The sequence below is a fragment of the Streptomyces sp. NPDC002463 genome (assembly GCF_042889835.1).
Classification (GTDB): Bacteria; Actinomycetota; Actinomycetes; order Streptomycetales; family Streptomycetaceae; genus Streptomyces; species Streptomyces nymphaeiformis.
The window spans coordinates 114,092-129,655 of the sequence record NZ_JBIARL010000009.1; the positions used below are offsets into that span (position 1 = coordinate 114,092).

Below are 15,564 nucleotides of genomic sequence, written 5' to 3' on the forward strand. Positions count from 1 at the left end.
CTCCCTTTTCAGCTGAGGCGCTCGATGACCATGGCCATGCCCATGCCGCCGCCGACGCACATGGACTCGACGCCGAACTGCTTGTCGTGCCACTGGAGCGAGTTGACGAGGGTGGCGGTGATGCGGGCGCCGGTCATGCCGAACGGGTGGCCGACGGCGATGGCGCCGCCGTTGACGTTGAGCTTCTCCAGCGGGATGCCGAGCTGCTGCGCGGAGCCGAGCGACTGCACGGCGAACGCCTCGTTGATCTCGAAGAGGTCGATGTCGTCGAGGCCGAGGCCGGCGCTCTTCAGCGCGGCCGGGATCGCCTCGACCGGGCCGAGGCCCATGATCTCCGGGGAGAGCCCGGTGACGGCCGTCGAGACGATCCGGGCGAGCGGGGTGAGGCCCAGCTCCCTGGCCCGGGTGTCGCTCATGATCACCAGCGCGGCGGCGCCGTCGTTGAGCGGGCAGGCGTTGCCGGCGGTCACGGTGCCGTCGGGGCGGAAGACCGGCTTGAGGCCGCTGACGCCCTCCAGGGTGGTGCCGGGGCGCGGGCCGTCGTCGGCGGTGACGACGGTGCCGTCGTGGAGCGTGACCGGGGTGATCTCGCGGGCCCAGAAACCCTCCTCGACGCGCTGGACGGCGAGGTTCTGGCTGCGGACGGCGAAGGCGTCCTGCTCCTCGCGCGACATGCCGAGGACCTGCTGCACGTTCTCGGCGGTCTGGCCCATCGTGATGTAGACGTCGGGCAGGGCGCCGGTCTCGCGGGGGTCGGTCCAGTCGGACGCGCCGCCCTGCGTGCGCTCGTGGGTGCGCTTGCCGGCGTCGCCGAAGGCCGGGTTGAGGATGTCGTGGCCCGGGATGTGGTCGCTGGTGCCGTTGCGGAAGCGGCTGACCGACTCGACACCGGCGGAGATGTACGCGTTGCCCTCGCCGGCCTTGATCGCGTGGAACGCCATCCGGGTGGTCTGCAGCGAGGACGAGCAGTAGCGCGTGATGGTCGTGCCGGGCAGGTGGTCGTACCCCGAGAGCACGGCGACGTTGCGCCCCATGTTCCAGCCCTGCTCACCGCCGGGCAGACCGCAGCCGAGCATCAGGTCGGTGATCTCGCGCGGGTCGAGCTCGGGCACCTTCGCGAGCGCCGCCCGGACCATCTGGACGGTCAGCTCGTCGGCGCGCATGTCCTTCAGCGAACCCTTGCCGGCTCGGCCGATCGGGGACCGGGCCGCCGAGACGATCACTGCTTCGGGCATCGGGACCTCCATTTACATGCTAAGCGGTTGCTTACTCAAGAGGGGCCCACTGTGCAACGGGCGACGGAGAGCCGTCAACAGGCAAGGGGGATGCGAGCGGAATGACTTATGTCATGTCGACAGCGGCGCTCGAAGGCTGCAGTCAGCGGACCGCGATGCCCGCGATGAACAGGTCGGCGAAGGTACGGGCGACCTCGTCGGCCGAGGCGTCGCCCTCGGCGCGCCACCACATCGGAAGGTGGTGGACCGACCCGAAGCAGTAGTCGACGGCCAGCTCGGCGCTGACGTCGTCGCGGAACACACCCTCGCGCTGCCCCTCGACGACGAGCGCCCGGAAGGTCTCGTGGTAGCGGCGGCGCTCACGGCGCACCTGCCGCTGGTTCTCCTCGGCGAGCTGGTGCAGCGACCGGAAGAAGATCGTGGCGCTCTGGATGTTCTCGATCGTCGTCACGACGACGTCCACCACCGCCGCGTGGACGCGTTCCGCCACCGGCAGGTCCATCGCCACCACGGCGTCGAGGTGTTCGGTCTGCATCCGCAGCACCCGGAGGTAGATCTCGTGGAGCAGGTCGTCCTTGGAAGGGAAGTAGTGGTACATGGCGCCCTTGGTGACCCCTGCGGCGCGCACCACGTCCTGCACCGACGTGCCGTCGAAGCCCTTCTCCGCGAAGAGCTCGAGGGCCGCGTCCAGCAACCGCTCAGGGGCCGTGCGGCCGTTGACGGTCGCCGGCGGCCGGCCTCTCCGGCGCCCCTCGGATGTGGACACGGCCGGTCCCCTAGCGGCGCTTCGGGGCGTACGTCTCGAGGTACGCGGTCATCAGGCGGCGCGCCTCGTCGATCGTGGCCTCGTCGCCGGTCCTGGATCCCTTGAAGGCGACGCCGAAGACCCGGTCGGCGGCCTTGTAGCCGACGTACACGGCGAGCTCGGGCGTATCGGCGGCGATCAGCTCCCGGTCGAGCAGGTAGCGCCAGAAGTCCGAGGCCTGCGCCCTGCCCCAGGACTCCCCGAGCTCCACGAGCATCGGGGAGCGTCCCGGGGCGTACCAGAGCTCCACCACGCTCGGGTGTTCGCGGCAGTAGGCGAGCTGCGGGTCGATCAGCGCGTCGATCACCTCGCGCAGGGTGCCGAGCCCGGGGTTGTCCGCCGCTGCGACGACGAGCTCTTCGACGTTCCGGCCGTGGCGCTCCATGAGCGCGGCGTCGACCTGGTTGCGGTCGGCGAAGTAGTGGTAGACGGATGCGGTGGGAATGCCGGCGCGCTTGCCGATGGCGCCGAGCGTGGAGGCCTCGTATCCCTCCTCCGCGAGGATCTGATCGGCGGCGTCCAGGATCGCCTGTACACGCAGCATGCCGCGGCGCTGCACGGGCGCCGGGCGAGAAGCCACCTGCGATTCCACCCGGTTCTCGACCATGAGTCGAGAATATCAGCCGGAGGCCGTACAAGATCATTGAATGACAGTGCGCCCTGTCCGTCTCGGGGTCAGTCGCCGAGAGCGTCGCCGAGCACGTCCCCGAAGAGGTCGAGGTCCGGTTCGTCGGTGGCGATCGGGACCTCGGCCCAGATCGTCTTCCCCTCGCGCGTGGAGCGCGTACCCCACTGGTCGGCGAGCTGGGTGGGCGATGAGGAACAGTCCGCGGCCGCCCTCCTCGTCCGGCCTCGCCCGCCGCAGATGCGGCGAGGTCTCACGGCCGTCCGACACCTCGCGGATCAGCGCGCGGTCCTTGTCGCGCAGGAGCCGCAGGTAGACCGGCGGGGCGCCGTACCGGACGGCGTCGGTGACGAGTTCGCTGACGATCAGCTCGACGGCGAAGCCGACGGCGTCGAGCCCCCAGTGCTCCAGCTGGGCGTTCGTGGACGCGCGGGCTCCGGCCACCTTCGCCGGGTCCGGGTCGATGCGCCAGCCGGCCATGCCGTCCTCGGCCAGGGCGTGCACCCGGACCAGCAGGAGCGCGATGTCGTCGCGGGCGTGGGCGGGGAGGCCGGACGCGACGATCCTGTCGCGCATCTCGTCCGGACGGAGACCTGAGTACTCGGTCAGGGTCCGGCACAGGTCGGCGACGCCGGCATCGGGATCGCGCTCGGGGCCCGTCACCAGTCCGTCCGTGAACAGTGCGAGCAGGCTGCGCCCGGCGATCTCGAACTCCGCGGAATCGAAGGGCAGTCCGCCCACTCCCAGGGGCAGGCCGACGGGCATCTCCAGGGGTGCGGCCGACCCGCCCGGGGCGACGAGGACCGGCGGGAGATGCCCGGCGCCGGCCGCGGCGCACCGCCGGTGGACGGCGTCGTACACGAGGTACAGACTCGCGCGCCCACGGCCGGGTCCATGCCGTTCGTCTCCTGGGGGTCGACGCCGATACGGGCCTGCCCGACCAGGGCGTCGAGTCGGCCGAGGAGCTCCTCGGGGGCGAGGTCGAGCGCGGCCAGGGCGCGTACGGTCGTCCGCCGCCGCCCCGTCGTGACCGCCGCGTGCAGCCCGCGGCCCACCACGTCGCCCACCACGAGCCCGACGCGGGCGCCGGACAGCGGGATCACGTCGTACCAGTCGCCGCCGACGCCCGTGGGTCGGCCAGTGCGGGTGCAGGACGTCGATGCGGAAGTCGTGGGTGTGGCTCTGCCCGGCTCCCGCGAGATGCGGGTGGTCCCGGGGCAGTTCGGGGTGGGCGTGCGGCAGTTCGGCCGGGTCGGTGCGGGGCCACAGCCGTACCGCGACCACGGTTCCGGCGAGCGCGACCACCGTCAGAGCACCCGCCGCGACGGCCGGGCCGGCCCGTGCCGCGAGCCAGCCGGCCAGCGGGTAGGTGACGAGCCAGCAGGCGTGCGTGAGGGAGAACTGGGCGGCGAAGGCGGCGGGCAGATCGGGCGTCGCCGCGGAGCGGCGGACGAGCCGGCCCCCGGGGGTGAGGATCGCCGAGGTCGCCGCGCCGATGAGCAGCCAGGCCACGAGCAGCGCGGGCCACGCCCACGGGCCCTTCCCGGGCCCTGCCGCGAGCCCGGCCCCCAGGAGCCCGAGCACGACGGTCATGACGACCGCGGCCGGCAGCATGAGGGCCCGGTCCCCCGCGCGGCCGAGCACCCGGGGCAGCAGCAGCGCCACGAGCATGGAACCCGCCCCGTACGCGCCGAGCGCCAGCGACACGTCCCCTGCGGAGCCACCCAGGGTGTCGCGGACGAGGACCACCGTGTCGACCAGGACCATGGCGCCCACGGCGGCGACGACGAGGTCGAGGGCGAGCAGGGCGCGCAGCCGGGGGGTGGCGAGGAAGAGGCGCGTCCCGAAGGCGGCCTTGGCGTAGACGCCACCGGTGCGCTCGACCGGCGGGGGCTTGGGCAGCAGGACGGAGACGACGAGCACGCTGGAGGCGACGAAGCCGGCGGCGGTGCCGGTGAAGAGCCAGGGGTACGAGATCAGGGAGAGGAGGGCCGCCGCGAGCGCCGGGCTGAACAGGCTCTCCAGGTCGTACGCGAGTCGGGAGAGCGACAGCGCCCGAATGTAGTCGCGTTCCTCGGGCAGCACCTCGGGGACGGTCGCCTGGAAGGTCGGGGTGAAGGCGGCTGAGGCGGCCTGGAGCAGGAAGATCAGTACGTACACCTGCCAGACCTGCGTCACGAACGGCAGGGTCAGCGCGACGCCGGCCCGGATCAGGTCCATGGAGACGAGCAGCGCCCGCCGGGGCAGGCGGTCGGCGAAGGCGCTGACGAGCGGCGCGATCCCGACGTACGCCACCATCTTGATCGCCAGTGCCGTACCGAGGACGGCGGAGGCGTTTCCGCCCGCGAGGTCGTACGCGAGCAGGCTCAGCGCGACGGTCGCGAGACCGGTGCCGACGAGGGCGACGACCTGGGCGGTGAAGAGGTGGCGGTAGGTGCGGTTCCTCAGGACGGACAGCATGCGGGCATCCCTCGGTCGGCTGGGTCTTCACCGTAACCGACGCGTGCATGATTGCGCACCTGTTGACTTGTCGCTGCGGCTCGACCCCGCGGTCAGTCGTGCCAGGGCTCGCCCGTCACCTGGTGATCGGCGTGGCTGACGGCCTCCACGACCATCCGCTTCATGTGCCCGTCCGGCAGCGAATACACCACGCGACGGCCCTCCTTGCGCGACTCGACGAGACCACCGAGGCGCAGCTTCGCCAGATGCTGGCTCACCGCGGGCCGGGCGGCACCCACCGCCTCGGCGAGGGCGCTCACGTCCGACTCCCCACGGGACAGCAGCCACACGATGTGGAGCCGGGTGGGGTCTGCGAGCTGGGCGAAGACACGCGCCGCCGCCGTCAGCTCGGTGACACCCGGCGTGCGCTGATGCGCATCGGGTGCGGTCGGGGTTCCCTCGCGTGAAGCCATGAGGGAATGGTAGGCACGGGACGACGGAGGCCGTCCGAAGAGTCCGGATCGGACCGGCTTCCGAGGCCGCCCCGGCCGCCCCCACGCCGTGGCGGCCGGCTTCGGCGGCTCACCGGACCGCCTCGGGCCGGGCGCGTCGCCAGGCTCCGTCCGCGAGGAGACGCAGGCCGTTGAGGCCGACGAGGACCGTGGACCCTTCGTGACCGGCGACGCCGAGGGGCAGCGGGAGGGTGCCTGCCAGGTCCCAGACGACCAGGACGGCGATGAACGCACCCGCGATGACCAGGTTCTGGACGACGAGCGCGCGGGCCCTGCGGGAGAGGCCGATCACCGTCGGGATGGCGGCGAGTTCGTCGCGTACGACGACGGCGTCGGCGGTCTCCAGTGCCAGGTCGGAGCCGGCGCGGCCCATGGCGATGCCGGTGTGCGCGGCGGCGAGTGCGGGGGCGTCGTTGACGCCGTCGCCGACGACGAGGACCTTGGCTCCGGCGCCCTGGAGCTCGTCGACCGCGGCGACCTTGTCCTGCGGCAGCAGGCCGGCGCGGACGTCGGTGATGCCGACCTCGGCGGCGAGGCGGGCCGCGGCGCGCGGATTGTCGCCGGTGACCAGGACCGGGGCCCGGCCGGTCAGTTCGGTGAGGGCGCGGGTGGCGAGGGCGGCCTCGGGACGGAGCCGGTCGGCGATGCCGAGGACGCCGGCGGCGCGACCGTCGACGGTGACCACGACGGCGGTCCGTCCGCCCTCTTCGAGCGCGGCGGCGAGCGCAGCCCCCGGGTGGTCGACGTCGCGTCCGAGCAGGCGGGCCGGGCTGCCGACGGCGACGATGCGGCCGCCTACCGTGGCGGTGACGCCGGTGCCGGGGGTGGAGACGAAGCCCTCGACGGCGGGGAGGACGAGCCCGCGGGCGCGGGCGGCTTCCACGACGGCGCGGGCGAGGGGGTGTTCGCTGGGGTACTCGGCGGCGGCGGCGAGACGAAGCAGGGAGTCTTCGTCGAACTCGGAGCGGCCGGGACCACCGGGGTCGCCGAAGCGGCGGAGAGCACCGGGGTCGCCGAAGCCGCCGAGAGCACCGGGGTCGCCGAAGCCGCCGGGGCCGCCCAGGACCCGCACATCGGCCAGTCGCGGAGTGCCCTCGGTCAGGGTGCCGGTCTTGTCGAGCGCGACCGCGTCGATCCGACCGAGCCGCTCCATGACGACGGCGGACTTGACCAGTACGCCGTGACGGCCGGCGTTGGCCATCGCGGAGAGCAGCGGCGGCATCGTGGCGAGGACGACGGCGCACGGCGAGGCGACGATCATGAAGGTCATCGCGCGCAGCAGGGCGGACCGGAGATCGGATCCCACGAGCAGGGGGATCGCGAAGATCAGCAGGGTGGCGGCGACCATGCCGAGGCTGTACCGCTGCTCCACCTTCTCGATGAACAGCTGGGTCGGCGCCTTGGTCCCGGCGGCTTCCTCGACCATCGCGACGATCCGGGCGATCACCGACTCCGAGGGATCGCGCTCGACCTTGACCCGCAGGGAGCCGGAGCCGTTCAGGGTGCCGGCGAAGACCTCGTCGCCGGCCCGCTTGGCGACGGGCAGCGGCTCGCCGGTGATGGTGGCCTGGTCGACGTCGCTCGCGCCGTCGACCACCCGGCCGTCGGCGCCGATCCGCTCCCCCGGTCGTACGAGGACGAGGTCGCCCACGGCGAGTTCCGCGGCCGGAACGGCCTTCTCCGTGCCGTCGTCCGCGAGTCGGGTCGCGGTCTCGGGCGCCAGGTCGAGCAGGCCGCGTACCGAGTCGGCGGTACGGGCGGTGGCGACGGCCTCCAGGGCGCCGGAGGTGGCGAAGATGACGATCAGCAGGGCGCCGTCGAGCACCTGGCCGATCGCGGCCGCGCCGAGGGCCGCGACGACCATCAGCAGGTCGACGTCCAGGGTCTTGTCCTTCAGCGCCTTCAGACCCTCCCAGCCCGGCTCCCAGCCTCCGGTGACGTAGGTCGCGGCGAACAGCGGCGCCCACAGCCACACCGGTGCGTCCAGCAGGTACAGCGGGAGGGCGAGCAGGAACAGCACCAGGGCGGCGAGCGCCCAGCGGGCCTCGGGAAGGGCCAGGATCCCGGTGCGCCGACGGGGCGGCACGGAGCTCGATCCGGGGGCGGCCGTCGAGGGCCGTTCCAGGACAGAAGACATGACAGATCAACCCTTCACGGGCGGATGGGGCGACCTGCCCACCATACAAGAACACCTGAACAGCTCTTCATATCTCGTCCGTATCATGGTCGCATGGGCCACGGAACGAACGCCAACAGCGCCACCACCCGCGAACGCCTCGACGCGGTCGGCGCGACCGACGTGGCCGCGACCCTCCAGGCCCTCGCCACGCCCTCGCGGCTCTACATCCTGGCGCGCCTCCGCGAAGGACCGTCGTCGGTCGGCGACCTCGCCGCCGCCGTAGGCATGGAGCCCTCGGCCTGCTCCCACCAGCTCCGCCTGCTGCGCAACCTCGGCCTGGTGACCGGCGAACGGCACGGCCGCTCGATCGTCTACGCGCTCTACGACAACCACGTCGCCGAACTCCTCGACCAGGCGCTCTACCACGTCGAGCACCTCCGCACGGGCCTGCGCGACCTCCCTCCGGAGCTCGCGGCTCCGGCGGCGGCCGAATAGCCCTGCCGACGAGGGCCGGGAGGGTCGGGGAGCGTCCCCGCGATCGAGTAGGTGATCCACAAGCGAACCTCTAACATGAGCACCTCACCCGGTCCCCCTCCGCAGCCGTCGCCACCTGTGCGGCCGCGTCTGGGAACCGGCATGAAAGGGGGGTTCATGGAGATCGGTCTGGCGGACACCATCAAGGCCCTGCGCGGGGAGCTGTCGAGGGCCATGGCGGACGGCGAGGGTCAGCCCGTCCGGCTTCGGGTGCAGTCCGTGAAGCTGGACGTGCAGGTCGCCGTGACGGCGTCGGCGGAGGCCCACGGCGGGGTCAAGTTCTGGGTCCTGTCCGCCGACGGGAAGGCGACCGAGGGCACGTCCGCCACGCACACCGTCTCGTTGGAGCTGACGGCGGAGACGGCCGAGGGCGGCTCGGTACTGACGGATTCGGCACGTGGGGCCCGGCTGGAGGACTGACGCCGTGAGTGAGTCGGCCGGCCGCCGAGGATCCCGGGCGGGTCGGCGATGACCGGCACACAGCAGGGTCTTGAGCGGGTCGCCATGGTGGTCCGCCGGGACCCCGACGGCACCCCTCGTTTCGCGGCGACCGGTTTTCTGCTGGCTCCCGGGCTGGCCATCTGCGCGGGTCACGGTTTCACCCGACACGGAGCCGTCCACGAGGTGCGGCTGCCGGGGCAGTCCGCGCGGCGGGTCGGCGTCGTGGAGGTGTTCCGGCACCGCGACCCGGGGGTGGATCTCGCCCTGTTGCTCCTCGGCGACGGAGGCGAGCCGATCCCTCCGGCTCGGTGGGGCGTCGTCCCTCCGGCCGTGGGATCCCTCCCGTTCGTCGCCGTCGGGTTCCCCGACTTCGCGTCCCGCGGGGACGTGCCGACGACACGGCAGATGACCGGTTCGATCCTGTTGGGTTCCTTTCTCGGAAGCCACGAGATGGAGCTCTCGCTCTCGAGCCCCGCCCCCCGACAGGCGGTCGGATCCCCGTGGCAGGGGGTTTCGGGGGCGGGTGTCCTCACCCGGAACGACGTCCTGGTGGGTGTGTGCACGAGCCACCACGTTCCCGCCGGCGCCGCGAGCCTCACGGCGACCGGTTTCTCCCGGCTGACCGAAGACCCGGAGTTCGAGCGGCTGCTGGTCGAACACGGGGTGGAACAGGTCTCGTTGGGCCCGGCCGTGCCCTTCTCCGAGGACGGCGACATCCGCCGCCGCATACGTACACACGCCGACGTGGCCCGAGATCTGCGCGGACGACGCAACTACCTGGATCAGGAGCAGCTCCCCTTCGTCCACCCGGGGGTGGACCACGACTCCCATCCGGACAAGCTGTTCGGCAGACTGAGCGCCGACCGGCCGCGCGGGGTCCTTCTGATCGGACCGGCCGGATCGGGCAAGACACGCACGTGCTTCGAGGTCGCACAGCGGGCCGACCGCGCCGGCTGGCAGGTCCTGCACGTCCAGGCCGACAGCTCCGTGGACCTCGACGACGTGGCGACGTCGGTCCTGACGGGTGGACGCAGACGGGTGCTGCTGGTGCTGGACCACCTGGACGCCTGCCCGCAGTTGGACCTGCAAGCCCTCGACGAGGTGCTGCTTCCGGAGGCCCGGAGGCGCGGCGTCACCGTGGCGTGCCTGGCCTCGGTACGGCCGGGCGCGCGGCACGCCGTCCATCTGCGCGGCAGCGCGCGCGTGCTCGACGAGGTCTTCGTACGGGACGACTGGCCCCATCAGTCCGCGGTCATCACGCAGGTCCTGAAGCACGCGGCCCCCGAGACCGCGCGTACGTGGGGGCTCGAGGAACTGTCACGCCTGTGCGGGCGCCGTCCCGTCACCGCCCTGCTCATCGCCCGGGCCATCGAGGAGCAGGGCCTGGGGCGGCTCCCGCTCAAGGTGACGGCCTCGGTACGCCCCGGCGAACTGCTCGCATGGCTGCGGGAAGGGATGCGGCGGGACGCGCTCGCGACGAGTCTCGCCGGCTCCGCTTCGCCTCTGGACGTCGCGACTCCTGACGTCGGGCAGCTCGCGTTCGCCGTGGCGGTGGCTTCCACCCCGCAACCCCGGCGAATCGTCGAGCAGACCGTCGACTCCTTCCTCGCCGCGGCCGGGGAGCAGGGCAGGCGCTACAGCGGGCGCCAGGTGGTCGACACGCTGATCTCGCTGGGATGGCTCGACGAAGCCGACGGACGGCTGGTGGTCGTCCACGACATCGTCACCGACGAACTGCTGCTGCAGTCGCTGATGCCCGCTCCGGGGTGGAGCGTCCATCAGCCCTCCGCCGACCCCCTGCTCGCCGCGGTCGCGCGGCATCCCCGCACGTTCTCCGTGTTCACCGGTCATCTCCGGCGCCTCGCCGCCGACCTGACCGCTCACGGCCCCGCCCACCGCGCCACCGCCCTGGAACGGTTCTGCGGTGAATGGCTGGTCGCCCGCGCGGATTCACTGGGGCGCCTCCTGGAAGGCGCCGGCCATGACGGTGAACAAGCGCTGCTGACCCTGGTGACGAGCAGGCCGTGGCACGGCTACGCGCCTTCGGTGTGGAGCGCGCTCGTGACACCCTGGCTCGTCCGGGCCGAGGAAGGATTCGTGGCGCAGCCCTTCCTGACCGCCGCCCTTCGCGGTTCGGACGAACCCTCGGCCGCCCTGCTGGACGCTTCCGTCGGCTGGCTCGCGCGTCGCGGCCGGCAGACCGATGCCGAGCATCTCCTCCGCGCCCTGCTGGCCCGCCCGGACCTCTCGTCCGAGGCCGAGACCCTCGTCGTCGACTGCACGCTCAGGTGGGTGCCGTCCCGGCCCGACTGGCGCTACACGCCCGCGCTTCTGAAGCGCCTGCTGACGATGGACCACGCGCCCACTCGGCTGGCGCAGGTGACGCGCGTGGCACTCGGGTGGTTGACGCACTACCGGGTCGGCGGAGTCGGTGCGGTGATCCGTGCCCTGCTCCAGCGCGAGGACGTCGACGACACCGTCCGCGAGGAGGCGGTCAGCAGGGGGTTCGCCTGGTTGCGCTCGGGCATGCGAGCCGGCACGGATGTGGGACCCACCGTGAGCGCTCTCCTGGAATGCGACCGCCTGCCCGAAACCGCCCGGATCGAACTGTTCCGCCTCGCCCTGGAGTGGCTGGGCGAGCCGCGGAGGCACCCGAGCACGGGCCGCGTCCTGCGCGGCGTTCTGGTCGACGAGCGCTGTCCGGCGGAACTGAAGCGCCGTGCGGGCGACTTGGCGCGCTCGTGGGTCACCCGAGGTTTCGCCGAGTGGGAGGCATCGAGCCACTCCCAGCTCGTGCAGGCCCTGCTCGTCCACGACGACACACAAGACGCGGCTCTCCCCTTGCTGAACCAGCTGGCCTCACAGCCTGGTTCTCCCTCCTCCCCGGCGGTGCTGCAGCGCCTGCTCCTGCACCACGACCAGCTCAGCCCGGACCAGGCTCGCGCAACGGTCGCACACGCGCTCATATGGCTGAGAGATCATCAGGACCCCGAAAGCCTCGCCACCGTCCTCAGCCCCCTTCTCCGCGTGCCCGGACTGACCGCCCACCAACTGCAGAAGGCGGTCGAGCACGGGTTCGTCCATCTCCTGGCGCACCCGCACGACCACGAGGCCATGGCCATGCTGCTGAGTCAGCTCAACGGCCTGACCACCGCTCAGGCCCGGGCCATCGCCGACGTCAGCCTTCACTGGCTGGCCTCCCACCGCGGCAAGGCGCAACGGCCCGTGCTGGCTTCGTTCCTCACCCGCCACGACCTGTCCGCCGAACAGACGCGTGCCGGCATCGACATCGCCTTGGATCGCCTGACCGCCGACACGGCGTCCAAGGACCGTGCCGTACTCTCAGGAGTCCTGCGCAACCCTGCTCTGGAGGCGGACCAGCGCTCCCGCGCCGTCGACTGTGCGCAGCGATGGCTCCATCGACACGGCGGCCTGCCCAAGGCCTGCCTGATCCTCGAAGACCTGCTCGCTCTTCCGTCGCTCCCGAGCAGCGAAAGGACGCTGCTCCTTCGTCTGGCCGAGGGCTGGCTCGACCGGCACGCGGAACATCCGCTCGCCGAGAGATTGCGCGTCGCCCTGAAGTCGTGCACGGCCGGTGGCCGCATCGGATGAGCGACGGCGGCGTCCGTCACCGGCCCCCGCACGCGCTCGGGGCCGGCGACGGACGCCGCCGTCGTACCGTCAGAAGACGGTCAGGAGACGGTGATGAACTTGGCGATGCTCGGCACCCCCTGGGCGTCCAGGGCGAAGAGCATGTAGGTGCCCGGCAGGACGACGCCCTTGTCGGCCGGGATGGAGACCGTGTACGTGCCGGTTCCCGCGGCCGTGGAGGTCAGCGGGACGCGCCGCTGGTCGTTGTCCGTCGAGTGGGTCGCGGCCGCTGCCCGCATCAGGACGAAGGAGGCGACCGGCCCCTCGGTGGTGACGGTGAGCGAGGTGCCGGCGGCGGCCCGGGGCGGTACTCCGCCGGTGACGACGGGGCGCGGCTTGGGCGAGCCGTCCGCGTTGAGCAGGTACGGCGGGGTGAACACGGCCCCGTCGGCGTGGTTGGTGGCGCAGTCGCCGCACAGGCCGCCGCCGCCGGAGAAGATCCGACCGTCGGGCAGCAGGTTCGCCACGCTGTGGTAGTTGCGCGGGATCGCCATGCTGGCGAGCGGGGTGAAGCGTCCGGTCGCCGGGTCCCACAGCTCGGGGGTCAGCACGGACGTGGCGTCGCTGAACGGCACGGGGAACGCCTGGCCGCCGAACACGGCGACCTTGCCGTCGGGCAGGACGACGCTGTTGCCGAAGGCACGGGCGTGGCCCATGTCGCCGGTGCGCGCAGACTGGACCTGACCGCCGTCGACGTTCACGGTGTACGCGCGCCGGGTGGCGGGCGTGTTCTCGTACGCGGGCGAGCCGCCCAGGGTGAGCAGCTTGCCGATGTCGTACGCGACGGCGTTGCCGGTCATGGCGTCCTGGCTGTCTCCCCGGGTGCCGGCGGAGATGATGCTCCCGTCCCCGTCGGTCGTGATCCAGTTCATCTGCTTGCTCGGGCCCAGCTGGAGCACCTTGCCGCCCGAAGTGGCGTACAGCCACATGTGGTTGTCGGCGCGGTAGGCGCCGCGGGGGTCGGCCGTCATCGCCGGGACGGCGGGGACGCCGGGGAGCTTGCGCCAGGTGCCGGTGTCCGGGGACCAGACCTCGCCCGACTTGTCGCCCGTGGCTCCGCTCCAGGATCCGCCGAGGACGAAGGCCTCGCCGGTGGAGAGCAGGGTCATCGCCTGGTAGCCGCGGGCGATGTTCATGTCGGTGGTCGCCGACCAGGCATCGGTGGCGGGGTCGTAGATGCTCGCCTTCTGCGCGTTGCTGCCGCCGGTGACCAGGACCCGGCCGTCGGCGAGCATCGCTATGCCCGGGCAGAACATGTCGTGGCCGGTGTTGTCGATGCGGCGCTGGGTGACCTTGCCCGTCTTCAGGTCCAGGATCGCGGTCTGGGTGTAGCCGTTGCTGCCGCCGAAGCGGTCGACGGCGTACGCCGACCAGGCCAGGAGCTTGTCGCCCGGCAGGACGGCGGTGGCGACCGGAACCAGGGGGAAGCCGGTGATCCGGCTCCAGGAGCCGTGGGCGGCCGGGTTGGCGGGTCCGCTCAGGCGTATCTCGGCGGCGGAGGTCCAGGGCCCGCGGTTGCCGGCCTCGCTGGTCACGGTCAGGCGTATGTAGCGGGCGTTGGCGCTGCGGGTGAAGGTCGCGGTCTTGACGGTGTCGTCGTCGCGCCAGGTGCCGGTGGAGACCGGTGCGCCGAAGGTGGTGCCGTCGGTGCTGGTGGTGATGGTGTACGCGCCCGCGCGCCCGTTGATGCCGTCCTTGCGGGGCTGGTAGACCAGGGCGGAGACGGCCGCCGTGCGGTGCATGTCGATGGTGATGCTGTGCGGCAGCGGGGCGGGGGTGCCGGACCACCGGCTGTGCCAGAGGGTGGCGGCGTCGCCGTCGAGGACGTTGGCCGCGCGACCGTTCTCCTTGACGGTCTCCTCGTCGCTCGCCGTCGCGGTCCATCCGGTACGGGGCAGGTCGACGGTGGCCGCCGGGGTTCCGGGGTCGCCGAGGAGGTTGAGCTCCGCGGCGGAGCTCCACGGGCCGCGGTTGCCGGCCTCGGTCTTGGCGGTGAGCCGGACGAACCGCGCCCCCTGCGGGGCGAATCCGAGGGTCTTGGCGCTGGGATCGTCCGCGAGCGTGCCGGTGGCGACCGGACTGCCCCAGTTCTGGCCGTCGGCGCTCAGGCTGATGCTGTACTCGCCTATGCGCCCGTTGACCCCGACGGAGCGGGGCTGGTAGACGAGCGCCGAGATCACCGCCGTACGGTGCATGTCGATGGTGATGCTGTGCGGCAGCGGGGCCGGGGTCCCGGACCACCGGCTGTGCCAGAGGGTGGCCGCGTCGCCGTCGAGGACGTTGGCCGCGCGACCGTTCTCCTTGACGGTCTCCTCGTCGCTCGCCGTCGCGGTCCATCCGGTCCGGTCGAGCTTGGGAGCCGTGGGCTCCATGGCGTTCGCCGGAGCCACACCGTGATGCGGCGACTGCTTCGCCGTCTGCTGCTCAAGGACCCCCGGCACCGGCCGGGGCGTCGGGCGGGGGCCGTCCAGCCCCGTACTCGCCACTCCCAGCAAGGGGGTGAGCCCGACGAGCAGCGAGCCGAGCGCGAAGGCGATGTAGAGAGGGGAGCGTCGGAACGCTCCGGCAAGGGCGCGCATGCGTCTGGGCTGCAATCGGACCTCCTGGGCGAACCGTGAACCGTCGCGGGCCCCTCGAACATAGGTCAGAACGGTTCAACTCGACCGCGAAACAGAGGAGTTGGCACAAAACCGCGCCGGCCGCACACGACACGGCACCCGAGGCGCCACGACGGGGCGCCCACCTGGAGAATTCACGACCCCGGACGCACGAAAGGCCGCCCTCTCACGGATGAGAGAACGGCCTCCGACCTGCGTTTCCGCATGGTCGGGACGACAGGATTTGAACCTGCGACCCCTTGACCCCCAGTCAAGTGCGCTACCAAGCTGCGCCACGTCCCGATGCCCGTCTGACCTGGGGTTTCCCCCGGCCGAGCGCGCATGAGAACAATACCGCACTTTCCCCGGTGGTCGCGCACGCGTTTCCTGGCGCCCTCCGTGCGGTCCCGGCGCGCCGGGCGCGGGGCGCTCACTCTCCGTGACGCACCCCTGTGCGCCCTCCTGCGCCCGCGCCCGCCATGGCGGGGCGGGAGCGGGTGCCGGTCGGGGTTGCGCGGGCGGGAAGAGAGGAGGGGGAGCTTCCGGAATGCCTCCCTTCTCTGGAGGAATCGGCTGATACAGGGATATCGGGCACTCAATTGCCAC

10 protein-coding genes, 1 tRNA gene and 2 pseudogenes are annotated in these 15,564 nt (G+C 72.1%); 3 read left to right on the forward strand and 10 right to left on the reverse strand.

The features are described from left to right. Nucleotides 1–8 precede the first annotated feature (8 nt). The 8 genes and pseudogenes from ACFYX3_RS19530 to ACFYX3_RS19565 all read right to left on the reverse strand — a co-directional run bounded on the left by ACFYX3_RS19530 (nt 9) and on the right by ACFYX3_RS19565 (nt 7,753). Nucleotides 9–1,235 carry an acetyl-CoA C-acetyltransferase gene (locus tag ACFYX3_RS19530; RefSeq protein WP_389014821.1) on the reverse strand — a complete coding sequence of 409 codons (1,227 nt, stop codon included), beginning with the start codon at nt 1,233–1,235 and terminating at the stop codon, nt 9–11. Between the two features lie 142 nt (nt 1,236–1,377). Continuing rightward, nucleotides 1,378–2,001: a TetR/AcrR family transcriptional regulator gene (locus ACFYX3_RS19535; RefSeq protein WP_389014824.1), complete on the reverse strand. Its 624-nt coding sequence runs from the start codon at nt 1,999–2,001 to the stop codon at nt 1,378–1,380. 10 nt (nt 2,002–2,011) lie between these two features. Further along, nucleotides 2,012–2,584 carry a TetR/AcrR family transcriptional regulator gene (locus ACFYX3_RS19540; RefSeq protein WP_389014827.1) on the reverse strand — a complete coding sequence of 191 codons (573 nt, stop codon included), beginning with the start codon at nt 2,582–2,584 and terminating at the stop codon, nt 2,012–2,014. 96 nt (nt 2,585–2,680) lie between these two features. Continuing rightward, entirely contained in the window at nt 2,681–3,526 is an 846-nt protein-coding gene (locus ACFYX3_RS19545; RefSeq protein ID WP_389015287.1) for a SpoIIE family protein phosphatase, read from the reverse strand. A 137-nt stretch (nt 3,527–3,663) separates the two neighbouring features. Continuing rightward, nucleotides 3,664–3,768 (reverse strand): annotated as a pseudogene (locus ACFYX3_RS19550) (SpoIIE family protein phosphatase); the annotation flags it as partial. Nucleotides 3,769–3,802: 34 nt separating this feature from the next. Further along, nucleotides 3,803–5,125 (reverse strand): annotated as a pseudogene (locus ACFYX3_RS19555) (MFS transporter); the annotation flags it as partial. 92 nt (nt 5,126–5,217) lie between these two features. Continuing rightward, nucleotides 5,218–5,577 (reverse strand): metalloregulator ArsR/SmtB family transcription factor, encoded by a 360-nt coding sequence (locus ACFYX3_RS19560; protein ID WP_359510450.1) that lies wholly within the window; start codon nt 5,575–5,577, stop codon nt 5,218–5,220. A 109-nt stretch (nt 5,578–5,686) separates the two neighbouring features. Continuing rightward, nucleotides 5,687–7,753: an HAD-IC family P-type ATPase gene (locus tag ACFYX3_RS19565; protein WP_389014831.1), complete on the reverse strand. Its 2,067-nt coding sequence runs from the start codon at nt 7,751–7,753 to the stop codon at nt 5,687–5,689. A gap of 93 nt (nt 7,754–7,846) precedes the next feature. Between ACFYX3_RS19565 and ACFYX3_RS19570 the strand changes: the two genes are divergently transcribed. From ACFYX3_RS19570 to ACFYX3_RS19580, 3 genes are all read left to right on the forward strand, one after another. Then, on the forward strand, nt 7,847–8,230 hold the full coding sequence (locus ACFYX3_RS19570) for an ArsR/SmtB family transcription factor (protein WP_382652453.1): 384 nt from the start codon (nt 7,847–7,849) through the stop codon (nt 8,228–8,230). A gap of 156 nt (nt 8,231–8,386) precedes the next feature. After that, nucleotides 8,387–8,689, forward strand: coding sequence for a trypco2 family protein (locus ACFYX3_RS19575; RefSeq protein WP_116157892.1), 303 nt, complete (start codon nt 8,387–8,389; stop codon nt 8,687–8,689). A 48-nt stretch (nt 8,690–8,737) separates the two neighbouring features. Beyond that, nucleotides 8,738–12,322 carry a hypothetical protein gene (locus ACFYX3_RS19580; protein WP_389014836.1) on the forward strand — a complete coding sequence of 1,195 codons (3,585 nt, stop codon included), beginning with the start codon at nt 8,738–8,740 and terminating at the stop codon, nt 12,320–12,322. A gap of 80 nt (nt 12,323–12,402) precedes the next feature. Here ACFYX3_RS19580 and ACFYX3_RS19585 read toward each other — a convergent pair whose 3' ends face one another. Then, a complete protein-coding gene (locus ACFYX3_RS19585; protein ID WP_389014839.1) occupies nt 12,403–14,955 on the reverse strand; it encodes a discoidin domain-containing protein in 2,553 nt (850 codons plus the stop codon). 229 nt (nt 14,956–15,184) lie between these two features. Then, nucleotides 15,185–15,261, reverse strand: a tRNA-Pro gene (locus ACFYX3_RS19590). Nucleotides 15,262–15,564 lie beyond the last annotated feature (303 nt).